This window comes from Bifidobacterium asteroides, from assembly GCF_030758775.1.
GTDB lineage: Bacteria > Actinomycetota > Actinomycetes > Actinomycetales > Bifidobacteriaceae > Bombiscardovia > Bombiscardovia kimbladii.
Genome location: NZ_CP132384.1, coordinates 262,427 through 281,450, shown reverse-complemented (window position 1 = coordinate 281,450; position 19,024 = coordinate 262,427). Strand labels below are relative to the sequence as shown.

Annotated in this window: 13 protein-coding genes and 1 tRNA gene; 7 read left to right on the top strand and 7 right to left on the bottom strand. The window is 53.1% G+C overall.

What is annotated here, in order from left to right:
- Complete coding sequence (locus RAM15_RS01005; RefSeq protein ID WP_306221690.1) at positions 1 to 1,872, bottom strand: glycosyltransferase family 2 protein; 1,872 nt, start codon at positions 1,870 to 1,872, stop codon at positions 1 to 3.
- Positions 1,873 to 1,966: 94 nt separating this feature from the next.
- The gene (locus tag RAM15_RS01000) at positions 1,967 to 3,487 is read right to left on the bottom strand and encodes a hypothetical protein (protein ID WP_267400485.1); all 1,521 of its coding nucleotides are present in this window, start codon (positions 3,485 to 3,487) and stop codon (positions 1,967 to 1,969) included.
- A 762-nt stretch (positions 3,488 to 4,249) separates the two neighbouring features.
- On the opposite strand from RAM15_RS01000, the gene RAM15_RS00995 reads away from it, so the two are divergent.
- Both RAM15_RS00995 and RAM15_RS00990 read left to right on the top strand, forming a co-directional pair.
- Positions 4,250 to 5,305 carry an acyltransferase family protein gene (locus RAM15_RS00995; RefSeq protein WP_306221689.1) on the top strand — a complete coding sequence of 352 codons (1,056 nt, stop codon included), beginning with the start codon at positions 4,250 to 4,252 and terminating at the stop codon, positions 5,303 to 5,305.
- A 63-nt stretch (positions 5,306 to 5,368) separates the two neighbouring features.
- The gene (locus RAM15_RS00990; protein ID WP_306221688.1) at positions 5,369 to 6,391 is read left to right on the top strand and encodes a glycosyltransferase family 2 protein; all 1,023 of its coding nucleotides are present in this window, start codon (positions 5,369 to 5,371) and stop codon (positions 6,389 to 6,391) included.
- Between the two features lie 5 nt (positions 6,392 to 6,396).
- Here RAM15_RS00990 and RAM15_RS00985 read toward each other — a convergent pair whose 3' ends face one another.
- Both RAM15_RS00985 and RAM15_RS00980 read right to left on the bottom strand, forming a co-directional pair.
- A complete protein-coding gene (locus RAM15_RS00985; RefSeq protein WP_306221687.1) occupies positions 6,397 to 8,376 on the bottom strand; it encodes a DUF6541 family protein in 1,980 nt (659 codons plus the stop codon).
- 99 nt (positions 8,377 to 8,475) lie between these two features.
- Positions 8,476 to 9,198, bottom strand: coding sequence for a metal-dependent transcriptional regulator (locus tag RAM15_RS00980; protein ID WP_306221686.1), 723 nt, complete (start codon positions 9,196 to 9,198; stop codon positions 8,476 to 8,478).
- A gap of 175 nt (positions 9,199 to 9,373) precedes the next feature.
- Here RAM15_RS00980 and RAM15_RS00975 point away from each other — a divergent pair, with 175 nt between their 5' ends.
- From RAM15_RS00975 to RAM15_RS00965, 3 genes are all read left to right on the top strand, one after another.
- Positions 9,374 to 10,816 (top strand): Nramp family divalent metal transporter, encoded by a 1,443-nt coding sequence (locus RAM15_RS00975; RefSeq protein WP_306221684.1) that lies wholly within the window; start codon positions 9,374 to 9,376, stop codon positions 10,814 to 10,816.
- A gap of 321 nt (positions 10,817 to 11,137) precedes the next feature.
- Positions 11,138 to 12,580 (top strand): catalase, encoded by a 1,443-nt coding sequence (locus RAM15_RS00970; protein ID WP_306221683.1) that lies wholly within the window; start codon positions 11,138 to 11,140, stop codon positions 12,578 to 12,580.
- 126 nt (positions 12,581 to 12,706) lie between these two features.
- A tRNA-Ser gene (locus RAM15_RS00965) sits at positions 12,707 to 12,794 on the top strand.
- Positions 12,795 to 13,839: 1,045 nt separating this feature from the next.
- Here RAM15_RS00965 and RAM15_RS00960 read toward each other — a convergent pair.
- From RAM15_RS00960 to RAM15_RS00950, 3 genes are all read right to left on the bottom strand, one after another.
- Complete coding sequence (locus RAM15_RS00960) at positions 13,840 to 14,532, bottom strand: MFS transporter (protein ID WP_306222211.1); 693 nt, start codon at positions 14,530 to 14,532, stop codon at positions 13,840 to 13,842.
- 22 nt (positions 14,533 to 14,554) lie between these two features.
- A complete protein-coding gene (locus RAM15_RS00955; RefSeq protein ID WP_306221682.1) occupies positions 14,555 to 15,274 on the bottom strand; it encodes an MFS transporter in 720 nt (239 codons plus the stop codon).
- 63 nt (positions 15,275 to 15,337) lie between these two features.
- On the bottom strand, positions 15,338 to 15,709 hold the full coding sequence (locus tag RAM15_RS00950) for a MarR family winged helix-turn-helix transcriptional regulator (RefSeq protein ID WP_306221681.1): 372 nt from the start codon (positions 15,707 to 15,709) through the stop codon (positions 15,338 to 15,340).
- A 602-nt stretch (positions 15,710 to 16,311) separates the two neighbouring features.
- On the opposite strand from RAM15_RS00950, the gene RAM15_RS00945 reads away from it, so the two are divergent.
- Complete coding sequence (locus RAM15_RS00945) at positions 16,312 to 16,749, top strand: MarR family winged helix-turn-helix transcriptional regulator (protein ID WP_306221680.1); 438 nt, start codon at positions 16,312 to 16,314, stop codon at positions 16,747 to 16,749.
- Positions 16,746 to 19,019: an ATP-binding cassette domain-containing protein gene (locus RAM15_RS00940; RefSeq protein ID WP_306221679.1), complete on the top strand. Its 2,274-nt coding sequence runs from the start codon at positions 16,746 to 16,748 to the stop codon at positions 19,017 to 19,019. Before RAM15_RS00945 ends, RAM15_RS00940 begins: the two co-directional genes overlap by 4 nt.
- Positions 19,020 to 19,024: the final 5 nt, after the last annotated feature.

Sequence of the window (19,024 nt, the reverse complement as noted above, 5' to 3'; positions counted from 1 at the left end):
TCAGTCCATCTTCAGATATTTGCGCCAGAATCTCTGAGAGGTCAGCCGTGCACGATCATGGGCATAGTCGCGGCTAATCCTCTTGATATTGGCCCTATAATAGCGCAAATCCCTGGCATAGCGCTTCTTAATCCTGGCATACCGTTCAGGATCTTTAACACGTACAGCGCCCTTGCGGTTGTACCAATCCAGAACGATAAGTTTGTTTTTGCCGCGAATCGCCCCCGCCGGATAAACCCAGCCAAGCAGAGGAATGACTGCATAACCCTTTCCTTGGGTCTTAAGATAGCGCTGCCCATTATCGGTTACATAGTCCTCCAAGCGCTCCAGCGTGGTGCGAGGCTTGTTCCCATCAATCAATTGACGGTCGATTTGATTTAATCTGAGCCCCTTCGTTTCCGGATCCGCATCCAGCTGTCGCTGCAACTGATCGAAGTCCACCAGCTGCTCCTTGACACGATTCGCCCGGAGGAAGGTCTCTTCCGCCTTCCCTACTTGGCTGAAGAAACCTGGCCCTTTGAGAAAATCTTCGAAGGCATCCAAACAAAGTTCGGCGTTCTGATAACCGAACTTCTTCAGCTCCAACCGAATGTTGTTATGAAGCTCGCGCATGAAGTCAGAACTCTGGGCGACCCCGGTGGTCGCTTGGGCAATCATTGTATTACGAGTTGTCTGATACCGTTCTACGGCGGCGTTGTAACGCTCATGGAAGGACATATGCCAGATACACAGACCGTTCATTGTAATGAAGGGCGTCTTACAGCGCATTCCGTACTCTGCATCATCGGAACGCACGAAGAACGGCAGAGGCAAACCATTCTTGTCTATGACCGACAGAGGAATGCAGCAGTACCACCAAGCTGCATAAAGATTGGCCTTCATAACTTTGGTGGGTTTGAAGAGCTCATTGTAAATCAAATCTTCAAAGAGCACTAGACGCAGACCAGGCTTGCAGGGGGAAAAAGTACCTTCAGGCGTCATGTACCCGATGTCCTCCCATTGGTCCTCGCCTACCTCATAATTGAGCATGGCACCACTGATCATGGCCTTTTCGTAGCCTGGCTTGAGGATTCTCAGAAGGTTGTAGGTCCGCTTGATGCTTTCGGGAGACACATCCACATCATCATCCATGAGCAGGATGTTGGTGGCCCTGGGTTTCTGATCCATAGCAGCCAACATTCCCCGGGTAAAACCGCCTGCCCCGCCCACGTTGTCATTTGGAATAATCCGTATCCGTTCGCTGGTCAGAGCTGGAGCATCCAATGTACGGCCATTATCAATGACATACATATGGAAGTGATCCGCAATGTCTTCACCGGATTCAACAATCTTTTTACGAACAAGACCAATATTGTGAGTGATGTAGCTCTCCTTCTTAAAGGTAGTGGTAGCCAGGGCCAGTTCCACTGACCGCTCATCGCCCTCATAATCCAGGGCATAGTATCCATTACGGATATAAACCTGCCCCTGAGTCTCGATGCTGAACCCGATCAGGACCATATCGTCTGTCACCTTCAATGGAATATCCAGATCCTGCCAAGTATCAGATGCCTCAACATGGAATTCGACCTCCTTGACGGGCACAGGGTGCACAGCAAAGGCATCGCCCATGGTTTGCATAACCGTGCAGTCGGCACCTCGTAGCTCCAGGTGCAGGGTATACCCAGTGGACCGGGTGTAACGCCGAAGCTTCATAACAGATAAGGAATTGAAGTATGTGTTGAAATCATAGAGCCCCGCCCTGTACATAGCCCATTCGCCCTCATGATCGTCGTAAATCACCGGCTGATCAGAACGGCAGTAAAGGTCTGGGTAGGACACTGACCTCTGGTTGGCCTCCAAAATAATGTTGGCAAATTTCATGGTTGGCATACCTGTAGGCACCTCGTCTCAACAACCGAATTCATGCTTTACATTCGAAAAACATACATACGAATAATAACCCTAGGTCAAAACCCTCGATCATCTACACAAAGAGGAACCAGGAATAGACATCCCACCACAGTGAGGTTCCCTCAACAGCTTGAAGTTGGAGGAGGTTGAGGATAACCCCCAGAGCCATTCCAGCTGTGACCAATCCAATCATCACGCGCGAAAGCTCAGTAAATGCTCCAAGACATTCTGCACAGTCAGTTTCACCAGTCGAAACCACGTTTTTGGGCACATCTATTTTCCGCTCACTGTCAATGGACATAAACAGCATTGCAAAAAGAAGCATTAAAGCCCAACCCCAATCCACAAGATAACGTGCATCGTATCCAACCGCATGCACGTCGAAAAAGAAAACGACTACAGCATAAAAGCCCAAGAACCAGCAGAGTGAACTCACCCGATGCGTTTTCAGGCAGACACGCCATTTCGGCAACAAAAAAAGAATCAACGCAAAGGGAGCAATAGTGGTTAGATAACCGCCATAACTGTTCTGCATGGGTGCCCAAAGGGGGAGTGGCTGTGGTGTCTTAGCCACAAGGGGGAAGAAAGTAGAAATGACAGGGGGCTGCAGAAAATAGAGGAAAATCATAGGGAAAAGCTGGGTATAAGGAAGGCTGGAGTTGGGCATATCAAACCCGGTTAAATTATAATTCGACCCAAAATCCAGATAAGACCCGAAGCGTACCTTGTTATAGGCCAAGAGCGGTGCGAAAACCAGAAGAACAGGTAATAAGGCACAGGCCCATACTCCAGCCTCCCTAGCCAGCCCACGGACTCCTGTCCGTCCCTGCAACCAAAGACCGCGTATCTCCTCCCAGAAGAGGGGGATGGCCACAATAGCAGCCAGCATGAATTGAGGGCGACATCCCAAGGTCATTGCCATTGCCAAAGAACCCAAAGCCAACCAAGCCTTATTAAGACCTGACAATTTGGACTGTACCCAACAAGAAATAGCTATTAGGACAAAAGCCCGAGCCATGGTCTGAGGAATCTGGTAAAAGAGTCTCACCGGCACTAAGTTTATGATCTGTAGACCCATGAAAATAGCACAACTAATCAACATAACTGCACCCAGACTGCAAGATGACTTCGACCGAGAGAAAAGGCGGGCAATCTGAATGGCCACCACCATAGACATTATGGTGTTAATCAAAGCCAGGATTAAGATGGCAGAGCCCACCGATAGCTCGGCTCCAGTAATCATCTTAAATGGAGCAAACATAAAGAGCGCAGGAAGTACTCCGAAATAGCTGTAGTATTTTCCCGATTTAAAGGCCGTATCGAAAAGAATCGGCGTCCGATCTCTACCTGTCGCTGCGATCTGAGTCCTCGCCCAAGTATCATAGGGGTTCGAGAGCGCCGCTAAATCTTTGTTGACCGGCATGTCTAAAGCAACGTGACCGTTGATGAGCGCATCAGCCATATGGTTATATTGGCCGTTGTCGAAGAATTGGCCGTTACCTAGCCGGTCAAGCCCGATGGGCGTATCGCTACCACCGGCTATTAACCACAATTTGATCACAGCGCATATTTCGATGATCAGAAGAATAAACATTCCGGCCCAACAGACTATATCTCCAGAGGCCAATCGACGCCTATAAAGAGGGGAATTCGGTCGGAAACAGATGATCAGCAAAACCAAGACTGCTTCTAGGGCTACTCTCGGCCAAGATAAGCGAAAAGGTACGCGAGGATTAACAGTGAAAGAGGGGATTGTAAACGTGTCATTGACATTGGCTTTATATATCAACCGAACATTAGTGGCACCGCCACCAATGTGTGAATACCTGGTCATCTCATTGTCAGGAGAGAACATAATAGGGGCTGTGGAATGGTACCAGCCGCTCTCGGTTGGCTTCTTAGTACTAGTAGTCCAGCTCAAGCTCTTAGCATCCGAACTTAAGCTACGTTGCTGCCTGCCAGTGCCCGGATTGAGATACAAGTATTCTATTCGATCAGAGGCTGAAATATCCATCCAAGCCTGCGCAGGGTCAGTAACCCTGGCCTTTCCATCCCCTATCTGAACCAAACCTGGACCCAGACCCTCATTGACAGCCTGGATGGGCATGGCGTTACGTGTCAACCAATAAGGCAGATTGAAGATGAAAACCTCTGCCGAAAAAGCTAGAAACACACACAATATGGGTACTAGTTGCTGCCGGATCAGAGTCCGTACCAAAAAAGTAGTCTTCGACCTTGGCAAATGCATAATGCGACATGATAGCCTTAGGGCACAACCATCGAAAGCAAGCTGGCAGGCGGGCGGTCAGATGCTGCTGTATGCATGCAAAGAGCGCGAAAGGCATCAAAAACGAATATGGCAAAGGTGAGAGTTCGGTATTTTGACATCGCGCGCGGGCTCGCCATCCTTGCTGTCATTCTGGGACACAGCACACTCAATGTGAACAGGCCCGAGAGCATGGACCACGTTTCGTTTCTTTTTTATAGTTGCTGTTTTTCTTTTCATATGCCTCTTTTCTTCGCACTTTCAGGGTTCTTTTCCCATCCGGAAAGCAAGTTTGCCTGGCGCAAGGAAATCAGAGAGCTTCTAGTTTCCTACGGATTGACCTCATTTATGGTGATCATTTGCAATGTTCTGCTTGCGTTGCCTTTACACAGATCCATCCTGAATTCCCTAGTGATCTGGACCAAGGCTTCTATCTACGGTGCCGGGGCACCGGTAGACGGATTATTCTGGTCTGTCCACCACAGCATAGGGGCCATATGGTTCCTCTTGGCACTCTTTTGGGCACACCTCTTGGTCAACCTGGCAGTACACCTCCCCTATACATTTATCTGGATTGCCCTTTTCTTCGCCATAGGCTATACAAGTGCCCACATAGGTTGGCTACCCTGGAGCATCCAAGCAGGCATGGCTGCCGCCACTTTCGTTTACCTGGGTCACCTAGCCCATCAACTCAATCTGCAGAAAATCTTGATCCAGTATCCTTGGCTATGGATCATCCCCTCTATTGCTTGGGTGGCATCTATTTGGAGATTTAGCGGCTTCAGCATGGCAGTCAACCAATACGGGAAAATTCCCCTTCTGACGTTTCTAGGTGCATTAGGCGGTACCGTCTGCGTGGTTGGCCTGTCTAAGTTGATCGATTCAAACCTGCCTTTGATAAATTCAGTACTAGCCAAATTGGGCCGATACACACTGGCCATACTTTGCGTGCATCTCCTAGAGGACGACGTCTTGCCGTGGGAAATCATTATCCCACGAGTGCTGAATCAATTTACCTCGCTCGCAGCGACTCTGATTATCTTCACTGTCCGTCTAATCTTTGATCTACTAATGGCTCTTTATCTCCACCAAATACCTGTCATAAATCGCGTTTTCTTCCCCGAACTAGCTAAAAGGCAGGCCTAAGCGAGTACCACAAGGTTCTCAGGACGTAAGACGCGGTCGTCAGCTATACTTGCATTTGTGCCTATGTCGAACGAGAACCATATGGATGTCGCCGTGCTTATACCCTGCTACAACGAAGCCAGCACAGTAGGCAAAGTAGTCGACGATTTTCGCCTCTATCTACCCGAAGCACGCATTTATGTCTATGATAACAATTCAACTGATGAAACAGCTTCGATAGCTGAAACACATGGTGCCATAGTCCGCCACGAGCCAAGACAAGGTAAGGGGAACGTGACCAGGGCTATGTTCTGCGACATCGACGCTGACATCTATATCATGGTGGATGGCGATGACACCTACCCTGCCGAGCAGGCCCCGGCCATGGTCCAGAAAATCATCGATGGCTATGATATGGTTATCGGCGACAGGCTCAGCTCAACCTATTTCACAGAGAATAAGCGACCTTTCCATAACTTCGGGAACAGACTGGTAAGACGAGCCATTAACTGGTGCTTCCATGCCAACATCAACGACATAATGACCGGTTTTAGGGCTTTCTCCTTCGCTTATGTCAAAACCTTCCCTATCCTCTCGACCGGGTTCGAAATCGAAACCGAAATGACAATCCAAAGCCTTGATAAGAATCTTCGTCTTTATGAGATGCCGGTCAAGTACCGAGATCGCCCCCATGGCTCGGTCAGTAAGCTGAACACCTTTGGTGACGGGATGAGGGTCCTATCTACAATTTTCCAAATGATACGGCAGTATCGGCCCATGTCCTTCTTCGGTTCCTGCGGATCTATCCTGACTGCGCTAGGCCTAGGATTTCTGATCTCTGTCATCATCGATTTCTGGAGGACAGGCGTAGTCATGCGATTTCCCACATTGGTCTGCTCGGTGCTCCTGATCTTGATGGGACTGCTTGGTATCTTCACTGGCGTCATCCTGGATATCCTTGCCAGGAACGACCGGAAATCATACATTCGCAACACGAACACCTTCACCTACCTACGCAGGAGGGAAAAGTCTGTTGAGGATGTTCCGAAGAAAGAGGACACACAAAAAGAGCTTGTCAGTAAAACTGAACCTATCGGGAGACGCTAGATAAATCAACGGCAGGCAAGCCTATACAAAGCCCAATTTGTCTTGGCAGAATCTCCATCACTGTAATCACGGATCAGCTTCAGAGCGCCTTGGTTGACATATCTATCGATAATCGACTGGTCATGGAACGGCAGGTACTGATCCTTATAGGTAAACATGAGCAGACTGTCGGACTGATCTCCCATCGCCAGGAAATAGACGGACGTCGGTGCAGAGCGAGGACTTTCGGGAGCGTAATTGGTCTGAACAGGGCAGGCTCTATCTAACAAAATATTCCTGTCACCCGAAGCGAAAGCCTCTTCCACCTGCCCAAAGATGGCCCCGTGCTTGGTGTGCATGGGGTTATAGACAGGGTAGAGCATATTGGTTCCGTTCAGCGTCATCCCATACATTGATCCGTTCATGGGATCAGAGATGACGACCGCATCAGGCTCGATTCGAGTAGCCAAATCATCCAGGACCTGCTTCTTCTGGGTGGTTAGCTGGGCACCTTGGGTAGTGCTGAACAGCCTTGTGGTGTCAGCAATCTGACCAGCCATTTCGATGCGTATCGGGTTTGAAAAGTTAGCCAAGAGAACCAGAATGACCATCAGACTCGAAAGCACCCAAGGCATCAGCCCCTCGGCTGCGCAGTCAACGGACGGAATCGTCCTACGAAGCAAGTCAGGACCATTGACAAGCAGACAATCCGTCCCAAAAGCCAGAAGGGGCACTACAGCAAAAGGTATCATGCTAACAGTCCTTGTCTCCCCCCGGTACCAAGCAGCCGTCAACAAGTTAGCAATAGACCCGGTTAGGGATGCGCTACAGACGAATATCAAGCCCACAAGCAGAAATGTCAGCACTAAGGCAGCCCCAAGCCATTTGCGTTCTTCCGATAAAAATAGAGAAGAAAAAAGAGCCAAGCAGACCATCAAGCCCATACTCACCCCTGCCAATCCGGACATCCCATCACCAATCACGATTCCCAAGGCACCCGACAAAGAACGGGTGGGCTGGAAAGTATGGAACCAGGTGGACGGGTGAAAGTAATTCTTGCCTGGGTCGCGATACATGACATATGCGCCGAAGAGTCCCCCGGCTGCCAGGACAAGAGCAAGTATGGAGAGAAGAAACTTCCTGGGAAGCTTGATAAGAGCAAAGAATCCCACCAGAACAAGGTATGTGAAGGCGACACGAGGCTGAGCAAAGCAAATCATTAAGAATAACGCAAGGACGATCAGAATCCAACGGACCAAGGCTCGAGACCGCCCAGGATCGACCCCGGTCAGAAGATCCATAAGCCTGAGACTTCCATAAAGTAGAAAAGGCAGGATGCAGGATGCGAATCCATAGGCGATCAGAGGACCAGCTCTGAGAAGCCAGAAAGGAAAAGCAGCAGAAGACACTGACAAAACGGGGACCAGAAAGCTGATAACCTCCTTACCCCAGCCTCTGCTCTTCTGGAGAAAGTAGGAGCACCAGAGTGCCATGCCAGCAGGAAAAATCAGGCCAGAAGCCACAATCCATACGATATTCAAGGAAGCGAAAATATTAAGACCAGACCCGAACATAGAAGAGATGCTGATCAATGCATAGACCAGGAGATGGAAGAGGGGTGGGTAGAAGGAGCCGTTCGGATTGAGGGTCAGGGCCGCGGAAACCCCATTGCGCATAAGTTTGCGGATGAAGTAATAGTGGGACGGGGCATCGATCTCCTGAATCGGCAGTGTCCACATGGATTGGCTTTTAGGAAACCAGATCAGAACAATTAGAAATGCTAAACAGATACCCAGAAACGATGCCAGCCATTTAGATGTCTTAATTCGTTTAATTAGAGGAAGTTGGACCTCATCGGCGGTATCTGTCTGGTTTGATGAAAGTGGCTGTTCCAAAATCTCCGACGAACCTATTGCGTCCGAGACACCGTAAGTATTGTCAAAATTGGGAGAAATACTCAAAACCTGGCCACCCCGTGAGCTCAATCTTGTCAACCGCCTAATCATAGTTGCTCCTTGCCTTCGCTTTTTCGGACCTCGCCCCTGTCAGTACAACTTTGAACATGCTGGCGAGGCATGGCGAATAACAACGCTTTCGGGATTTTACTATTTAGATTCTTTATGCGTTAACAGACTAACTTGAATACGGTTGGCTTGATCAGGCATCAGTTCTAAAACATCCGACATTTCATCTGCACGCTGTACAGCCGCAGGAACTTGCTCTGATCGTATACTAATCAATCCTCTTCTGTTTTGTGATATAGCTAGTACACAGCCCGGACCTATCCCTCTCTCACCGAGGTATCGGAGGAAATCAGGATCTTCGTCGCTGACTCGTTGCACCCTTACCGTCGTCCCTGTAGATACTTCCGAGAGAGGCCTTGTGGTTGTAGGTATTGGCGGCAGGTCCCCCTCAGGTGAGGGTATAGCATCTCCATGCGGATCCATGGTGGGGTGTCCCAGATATTCGTCGATGCGGTCCACCATCTTGTCGGAGACGGCGTGCTCAAGGCTGTCCGCTTCCTCATGCACCTCATCCCAGCCGTAACCGAGGACCTGCACCAGGAAGGTCTCCAGCAGCCTGTGGCGTCGGACCATGGTGACCGCATAGCGACGACCGGTCTCAGTCAGCTCCACCTTGCCGTAAGGCCTGTGAGTGACCAGGCCAGCATCGACCAGACGGCCCAGCGCGCCCGAAACCGTCGACTGTTTCATGCCCGTCCTTTCGGCCACCGCAGTGGGCTGTACAGGGCCCTTGTCCCATTCCTGAAGATCCCAGATGACCTTGAGATAATCCTGGGCGCTGGAAGACAATTCGGCAATTCCCATGTTCCACAGTCTATAGCACAGATCCAAGGCGCGATCCGAGAGCAACCCTGCAGGCATATTTCGACATTGTCACAGATCACCTCTGGTATTCTTCATCAAGCGCCATTAGACTTCGAAGGGTCGAAGTCTATAGACAGCCGCGCGACCGCCATGGTCCAGAATCAAGGAAGGTGACATGCCGAACACTCAGACCCGACCCGCCTCAGGGTCCGCCAGCCCAGCCGGATCCGAAGTCAGGACTCCGCCGTCCAGTCGGCAGCACCAATCCCATCCCATTATCGAGACGGCCAACGGGCGCTCCCTGGAAGAGATCAACGCCACAATCTCCGTGCCCAACTCAACCTCCTCCTTCTGGAAGAATCTGGCAGCCTTCTCCGGCCCGGGCGCTCTGGTGGCAGTCGGCTACATGGATCCAGGCAACTGGATCACCTCCATCGGCGGCGGCGCCCAGTATGGCTACCTGCTCATGAGCGTCATCCTCATCTCCAGCCTGATCGCCATGATGCTGCAGTACATGTCGGCCAAGCTGGGAATCGTGACTGGTCTGGACCTGGCCCAGGCCACCCGCCAGCACACCAGTCGCCGGCTCAGCTTCGTCCTTTGGATCTGCACGGAGCTGGCTGTGATGGCCACCGACATCGCCGAGGTGATCGGCGGAGCCATCGCCCTGAAGCTGCTCTTCGGCATTCCGTTGATCCTAGGGGTGACGCTGACCGTCCTGGATGTGCTCATCCTTCTGCTGCTGACCAAGATCGGCTTCCGACGCATCGAAGCCATCGTAGCCACGCTGATCCTGGTCATCATGGCGGTCTTCCTCTACGAGGTTTTCCTGGCCAGGCCGGACGTGCCTGCAGTCTTCCGCGGGTTCATCCCCGACAAGGCCATCCTGGGTAACGGCCAGCTGACCATGGCTCTGGGCATCGTGGGTGCCACGGTCATGCCTCACAACCTCTACCTGCACTCATCCATCGTCCAGACCCGCGACTTCGACCGAAACGACGACCGTCAGGTTGCCAACGCGGTCCGCTTCGCCACCTGGGATTCCAACATCCAGCTGTCCGCCGCCTTCGTGGTCAACTGCCTGCTGCTGGTGCTGGGGGCGGCCATGTTCTTCGGACACGGCGAAGGGCTGGACACCTTCACCGCCCTCTACAACGCTCTCGGCGACAAGACCATCGCCGGCCCGGTCGCCTCCGGTCTGCTCTCCACCCTCTTCGCCGTAGCCCTATTGGCCTCCGGTCAGAACTCGACCATCACCGGCACCCTGACCGGACAGATCGTCATGGAGGGCTTCATCCGCATGAGGATCCCCCTCTGGCTGCGCAGGCTGGTCACCCGTGTGATCTCCATCATCCCCGTGCTGATCTGCACCATCGCCTTCGGCGGCAAGGAATCCGCCCTGGACAGCCTCCTGGTCTACTCCCAGGTCTTCCTGTGCGTTGCCCTGCCCATATCCATGATCCCCCTGGTCTGGTTCACCTCCTCCAAGAAAATCATGGGCAAGTATGCCAACCCTCGATGGATGGCCTTCCTGGCTTGGATTGTGGTGGCTGTCCTGACCGGGCTCAACCTCCAGCTGGTCATCCAGGATGTGGGCGAACTGATACAGATGCTCTGAGCGCCAGTGCTCTAATGGGAGCCGCCGCCATTTGCCTAATGAATGAGGCAGTGGCGGCGGCTTTCTTGCAATGCTGTCTGCAGCAGACCCATCACCCTTAGGTTTCATAAAGCACTGGTTTGATTAGTGACATATCTGACTCTCGCTCTGCGCGCATATCCACCAACTCCATCCCTTGTCAGATACGGTGGAGAATAGCAGGATTTTATCAAGAGTTCTGCTATCAGCGATCGAGTGGTTAACCAGGAGCTGGGTCGCAGACCTGGCCAGCTTGGGACCGTCAATTGCAAAAATCACAGATGTCAGATGAATCGAGCAGACATGAACGACAAACTCACTACCAACGAAGGGCAGCCTTGGGCAGACAACAACCATAGCCAGACGGCGGGCACCCGCGGACCCATCCTCATGCAGGACTACCAGCTCCTCGAAAAGCTGGCCCACTTCAACCGCGAGCGCATACCAGAGCGCGTAGTCCACGCCAAGGGCGCCGGAGCCAAGGGAACCTTCACCTTGACCAAGGACATGAGCGCATACACCAAGGCCGACGTATTCAACGGTGCAGGCAAGACCACGCCCATCCTGCTGCGCTTCTCTCAGGTGGCCGGCGAATCCGGCTATCCCGACACCCTGCGCGACGTGCGCGGCTTCGCCCTGCGCTTCTACACTCAGGAGGGCAACTACGACGTGGTGGGCAACAACACCCCCATTTTCTTCGTCAATGACCCCCTGAAGTTCCCCGACTTCATCCACTCGCAGAAGCGCGACCCGGCCACCCACCTGCGCAGCCAGGAGATGCAGTGGGACTTCTGGTCGCACTCCCCCGAGTCTGTGCACCAGGTCACCTATCTGATGGGCGACAGGGGCAACCCTGCCAGCTACCGGAATATGAACGGCTACGGAAGCCACACCTTCAAGTGGGTCAATGCGAAAGGCGAGCAGTTCTGGGTCAAGTACCACTTCCTGAGCGAGCAGGGCGTGAAGAACATGACCGATGAGACCGCCGCCAAGGTTGCCTCCGAGGACACTGACTTCCTCCTGCATGATCTCTACGATGCCATTGACCGGGGCGACTACCCCAAGTGGAAGGTCTGCGTGCAGATCCTGCCCTACCAGGAGGGCCTGGACTACAAGGACGATATCTTCGACGTGACCAAGGTCGTCTCCAAGAAGGACTATCCGCGCATTGAGATAGGCGAGTTCGTGCTGGACACCAACCCGACCAACTATTTCGATGATGTGGAGGAGGCGGCCTTCTCCCCCGCCAACTTCGTCCCCGGCATCGAGCCGTCGCCCGACAAGCTCCTGCAGGGCCGGCTATTCGGATACAAGGACGCCGAGCGTTACCGTCTGGGCGCCAACTACGAACAGCTGCCCATCAACCGTCCGGTCAACGAGGTCCACAACTACGAGCGCGATGGGTTCATGTCCCAGGGGCAGGACGGATCGGTCAACTACGAGCCCAACAGCAAGGGTGGCCCCGTGGAGGACAACGATGCCCGTATGCATGGCGATGCTGTCCAAGGGGAAACCGAGTACTCCCGTCCCTACGACAAGGACTATTACTCTGCAGCCGGCCGTCTCTACAGGCTGATGAGCCCGGAAGAGAAGGACCGCCTGATCCAGACCATCAAGAACACTCTGGGCTCTGTCGATGACCAGGAGATCCAGGTTCTCGAGACCAGGCAGTTCTACCAGGCCGACCCGGATTACGGCCAGCGCGTGGCTGAGGCTCTTGGCCTTTCCATGGATCAGATCAAGTAATACAGAAACAGGGCGGGAACTGCCGGCGACACGTCTGAACTGGCCCGCAATCCCCGCCCTGTGTTACTATTTCCTAGTTGCCTTGATAAGGGTCACGTAGGCTACGACCCCGTTCATTGCAGCCTTGGAGGATTCGCCTAGTGGTCTATGGCGCACGCTTGGAAAGCGTGTTGGGTTCACGCCCTCACGAGTTCGAATCTCGTATCCTCCGCCAGCAGAGTCTTGGACAGTGGCCCAAGACTCTTTTTGTACGCACAATATCGACATTGCCATTCTCTGCACTGTCGATCCTCTTGCTTTCCCCTTTGTTCGGTCTTAGCAGGTCGTTTAATATAGCGAGCTAGGCGGTCTTGTTACGATAAAGTGCCTCATCATCTAAGCACCTCGCAAGTCAGGAATGTCTGGAGGCGACAAGAGGCTGCGAGCAGAGCGGGACAGAGAAAGTTCAGAGCCATGCCTTTGCAGACTTATGGCAAATGCAGGCGAAGATGTGCTCAGGCCCGTCACCAGCTACAAGTTAGCACCCATATGCTGTGCGACGGGTGATCTTACTTAAGCGAATCACCGGTCGCTTCCTCGCAGGTTCGAGACCGGGGTGGAAAAGTCACTGGCAATTCTGGTCGCCAGGCTGATAGGCGCCTCTTCTGGTCTAAGCGCTAAGTACAACCACAGTAGATTGCAGGTTATGCGATGAGAAAACGTGCTTCAAATCAGTTTGTATTTCGAACATCTATATAAGCGCCATGCCTTTGCTGCAATCGGGCATTAGCACAAGGGTATGGTCGCCGGTGCATGCAATTATTCTGCTATTTTTAGGATGCATCGCCGGCAAGAGCATAACTGATTCGATTACCGAGGGCTTCCTTCGCCCCGTATCGGATAACGCTTTTCTCTTCCTTGTCGAATTCCTGGCCTTGCCCTGCACAATAGTTGTTTTCTACCTCCTCGGTATTTCCCTGCTTGACTGATTCTGGTATCTTTTCGGGCTTGAGTTATTCCGGATGGTGTTGGTCTGCGCCCGAGAAGCAGTCTGGATCCGAAATGGGCTGCCAGGCACTGCAAAAGACGATGGATAAGTTGATTCTTCTATCTTCATCGTCTCTTACGCATGCGTGTCTGGGGCCTGTAATGAATCTCTTAATGCTTGTATCCACTGGCAGCAAAGGTTCACTTCGCCAATCCAGAATCCTGCTCGTTAACATTATGAGTCAATCGATGTCAGCAACGATCCCTGCTTTGAAAGCGAAAAAATACCTTTCTTACTCATTCTCAGTTTTATGCCGCTTAAGGAAAAGCGAGGCACACAGGCCGATTAGGGCTACGAGCATAAGGAAGATGAAGGCCCACTGGTAGCCCTGGTCGAGAGCTTGGGCTGGAGTGGCTCCGCTGAGACTGCTGCGCTGAGCGCCGATGGTGACGATCATCATGGCTGCAGCTGTACCCAGCGAGCCTCCCACCTGGCGGACAGTCGAAGCAGCAGCGTTGCCGTGGGCTGTGAGTTCTGCGGGCAGTGCGTTGATACCCTCGGTGAAAGTGGTCATCATGACCAGTGCCACTCCTGCCAGGCGCAGAGCATAAGAGGAGGCGATCACAATAAGACTCGTAGTGGTGCCAAACCATATCATTGGCAAGGTTCCGGCCAGCAGCACCGTGTACCCCAAAAGGGAAATCTTCCTCGCTCCGATTCTTTGATAGATCAGACCAGAGAGCGGGTTGAATATGCCCATGACAATGGCTCCCGGCAGCATGACCAGACCAGAGGTGAGCGCGCTTGACCCGCGCGTATTCTGGAGGTACAGGGGAAGCACCAGCTCCACCCCTACCATGGCAATGTTGCTCAAGGTGCTGAGCAGACTGGTCAGGTTGAAAGTAGCGTTCGTGAAAACACGCAAATTCACCAGCGGCGACTCCAGACGCAGCTGGCGCCGGCAGAACAGGATTACTACCAGCACGCCAGCAAGCAGCAATCCCAAGTCAAGCACTGACGCACCACCCGCGTCCCCTATGGCGGACAGGGCATAAAGAATGAGCCCGAAACCTAGGCAGGAATATACCACGGAAGGCACGTTCCAGCCGGGTTCTCACCTGGTGGTTGACCGTGTAGACCAGGAAGAACGAGGCCACCAGAATCACGGCGCTCAAGGCAGCAAGCAGCACAAATAAGGCCCTCCAGGACCAATGCTCCAGAACAAACCCCGAGAGCGTGGGGCCAACCGTAGGACCCAAGGCCACCACCAGGCCCACCACACCCAGGGCCGCACCGCGCCTATCCGGCGGAAAAAGCAGCAGTACCACATTCTGAATGAAAGGCATCAACGATCCAGCGGCCACGGCCTGGATGATTCTGCCCGCCAACAGTAGGAGGAAATGACCTTCGGAGAAGATACAGACCAAGGAGCCCGTCAGGAAAATAGCCATCATGGCTATGAAGGTGTGCTTGGACCGGAAATTGGAAAACACCCAAGCCGATACGGGTATCATCAGCCCCACCACCAGCAGATAGGAGGTACTCAGCCATTGTGCGGTGGATTGGGACACATGGAATTCCGCCATAATGGTTGGCAGAGCATTGTTAAGGAAAGTCTCGGCCATCAGGGCCAGGAAGGCCCCTGCCAAAAGCGTGCCCATCATCGCAGTACGACTTCCCCTAGCCCCGTCTTTGCTGCCTTTCCCCTTGCCGCCATCCTTATTCATACCGCATCCTCCCCGTCCTTCACCGGCTCGGTCCAAAGCCTGCATGCTCCGACTAAAAACAGATCAGGATTCCATATTTCTAATGATCCGTTCCAGGTAGCCGATCAGCTGTCTGCTCTCCCGCTCATCGAACCCTTTCAAGGCAAGCTTGCCCGTGGCCTCCAATGCATGCCGGATCTCGACCTGGTGGGCATCCAGCTCATTGCGCGCATGTCCGGTAAGCTCAAGAACCATCTGACGTCGGTCATCAGTCTGAGGCTTTGCCGTCAACCATCCTGCCTTGACCAGCCGTTTGACAACTCCCCGAACCGTGGGATGGCTCAAACGGAACCTGTCGCCCACCGTCTTCTGCGTCACCTCCAGGCCCTCATGCTCATACAGGTAATAGACCATGACAAATTGGGGACCAGTCAGATTGGGAAAGATGCTCCGCACACACTCATTCATGTGCTTTTCCAGCAGCGTGTTGGCTATTTTGACCAATCCCTCTGGCCGCTTCTCCGAGAGCTCCAAAAGATACCACCTCTCCAAAATGTAGCATGCTACATTCTTAACAAAGAAGGCCTAGCTGTCAAATCAAGGAAATACAAGAACCTATTCATCAACGTTCTTAATACAGGAGGCTCGAGCAAAAGAAGAGCCTTAGCTCAGCCTCTCCGACCGGTGGGCATGCTGGTTTACCTAGCATTTAGGCCTCAGTATCGTCGTTCTGCATAGCCGATTGGCTAAGCAATACTGATAGGATGATAAGTTGACACTCCATCCCACCGCCGCTGTCAACAAATCACGAGCCTTTAGTCCAATAGACCTCCTTTACCTTGGAGCGACCAACAGAGAAAATTGCTAAACCGCATCAAGGGATCCACCAGGCAGACACACGCCTGCTCTCATGCAAGAAGCTCTTTCAACAACACAAGGCCAATATTGAACCTCCTGAGACGTGGCTTCATCAGTCGATACAGTCAGACAAGAACGAATTCAGAGAAAAGCAAGCTATCCGGGCGATAGATAGTTTCCGATATGATATAGTTTCTATAATGAAATCAAATAATCCGTCCTCCCTCTACGATGCTCTCATGTATCTGCAGTGCGAATTCGTAGCAGAGCGCAACAGGGTCAACCCGGGGAACATCACCTGGCAACAGTTCGACATCCTCACCGTTCTGCGCACAGGAGCGTCCACGCCCTCACAGATTGGTCAGCGACTCGGCATAACCCGATCCAAGGTCTCCAAGAACCTCAGCACTCTGCGCGATCTCGGATACATCAGGCAGGTGCCTGACGCCCACGACCGGCGAGAGCTGGAGACCAATCTGACCCAGGATGGCCGGGACATGCTTGACATCATCGATCAACACCATAAGACCCTTGAGGAAGATGCCCGACAGGTCTGGTCCAAAGACGAACAGGAAGAGTTCGCTACTCTTGCCAACAGGCTTATCAACAAGCTACGCCAGGAGCGAGTCGCCCAATGAGGACCGAGTACATTCTTATTGATCGGGCCTCCACGCACAACCTCAAGCAAGTCTCGCTGGCCATACCCAAGAGGGCCATCACCGTGGTCACCGGCCTGTCGGGTTCAGGAAAGTCGTCTCTTGTGTTTTCCACGCTGGCAGCCGAATCACAGCGCATGATCAATCGCAGCTACAGCTCCTACATTCAGCAGCTCCTGCCCAAGTATGAACCTGCGGAAGTCGCCCGAATCGACAACCTGCCCTTCTCCATTGTCGTAACCCAAAAGCAGCTCTCGGGCAATGCTCGCTCAACCGTAGGCACCTACACTGATATCTACACTGCCCTGCGCCTGCTATTCTCCCGTATGGCCCAGCCATTCATCGGGTACTCCATGACGTACTCCTTCAACAATCCTGCGGGAATGTGCCCGACCTGCCAGGGCCTGGGAACTATACGCAGCCTAGTGCTTGATCGCCTGCTCAACGTGGATCTCTCGCTGAATCAGGGCGCCATCAACTTTTCCACCTTCCAGCCGGGCGGCTGGAGACTGACCAGGTATACGGACTCAGGCTATTTTGACAACGATCTGCCCTTACGTGAGTGGACCAGCAGTGATCTTGACCTCCTGCTCTACGGGAAGAAGCAAAGACCGGCACACCCTAGTCCCAACTGGCACAAGACGGCCATGTTTGAGGGATTGGTGCCCCGAATCACCAAGACCTTTATCAACCAAAACGCCGACAAATACCAGCATGAGCTCGAGCAGGTTACACGAATCGCCCAGTGTCCTGACTGCCAAGGGGCCAGGGTCAACGCCAAGGTCCGCTCAGCCAAGATCGGCGGACTGAACATAGCTGACTGTTCTGCCATGAGCGTGGCTGACCTGCAGGACTGGCTGGGAAAAATTCATGACGATCAGGCTGACACCATTCTGCAGGACCTGAAGCGCAAGATAGTCAACCTAATAACGGTTGGTCTGGGCTACTTGAGTTTGGAGCGTGGCACCTCTACGCTTTCCGGAGGAGAGGGACAGCGTCTGAAAATCGCCAACTGCCTGAACAGCCCTTTGAATGATGTTCTCTACATCTTTGACGAACCGAGCGTTGGCTTGCATCCCCATGACCTGACTGGGATCAAGAAAATCTTCAAGGGCTTGCGGAACAAGGGCAATACGGTGGTGATCGTGGACCATGACCCCGAGCTCATCGCCATCGCCGATCATATCGTCGACATGGGGCCAGGAGCAGGCAGGGCAGGCGGACGCATCGTCTTCGAGGGGGACTACCAGTCTCTGCTGGAAAGCGGCACAACCACTGGCAGAGCCCTGTCGGATCCAGGCGTAGTGAGCGAACCAGCGGCGCCTTCACATGGCTTTTACACAATAGACAAGGTCACTGCCCATAACGTCAGAGAAGCCCGCGCCAAAATACCCAGGCATATGCTGACTGTGGTGACCGGAGTGGCCGGCTCAGGTAAGAGCACGCTGATCAGGGAAGGCTTCATGGCTCAGCACGATGCCATACTCCTGGATCAGAAGCCGATCAAGGCCAGTGGACGCTCCAACCTGTTGACCTACTTGGGCGTCTTCGACCCGCTGCGTAAGACCTTCGCCAAGGCCACAGGTGAATCCCCTTCACTCTTTTCATTCAACGCTGCTGGAGCCTGTCCGGTTTGCAAGGGCAAGGGAGTCGTCACCCTGGATATTGCTTACATGGGTGATACCAGCACTGTCTGCGAAAGCTGCCATGGAACCAGGTATTCAACGCAGGCTCTGTCTGCCAGATATCGCGGTTTCAGCATTGCTCAGGTGCTGAAACTGACTGCCAGCGAAGCTATGCACCAATATCGTGAAGTACTGGGGCCAGCCATGAAGGCACTGGAGGACGTCGGGCTGTCTTACCTATCCATTGGGCAAGCTCTCGATACGCTCTCAGGCGGTGAGTTGCAACGCCTCAAACTGGCCAAGCTGCTCAAAGACGGAATTCGTGAGACCTTGATTTTGGATGAGCCCACCAGTGGCCTGCACGAATCCAATATCTTGCAGCAGATTGCGCTCTTGCGCAAACTCATCGCGAGCAAAGGACTCACTATCATCGCCATAGAACACAACCTGCGCTTCATAGGTCAGGCTGACTGGGTGATCGACATGGGCCCAGGAGCCGGGAGCGCGGGCGGCAAGGTGCTGTTTGAAGGGGCTCCTCTTGCACTGATGCGCCGCAATGACACTCCCACAGCCCGAGCCATGAATGCCTATTTCGGCTTTACCAAGGATTCAGCAATGCAACCTTAAGCGGC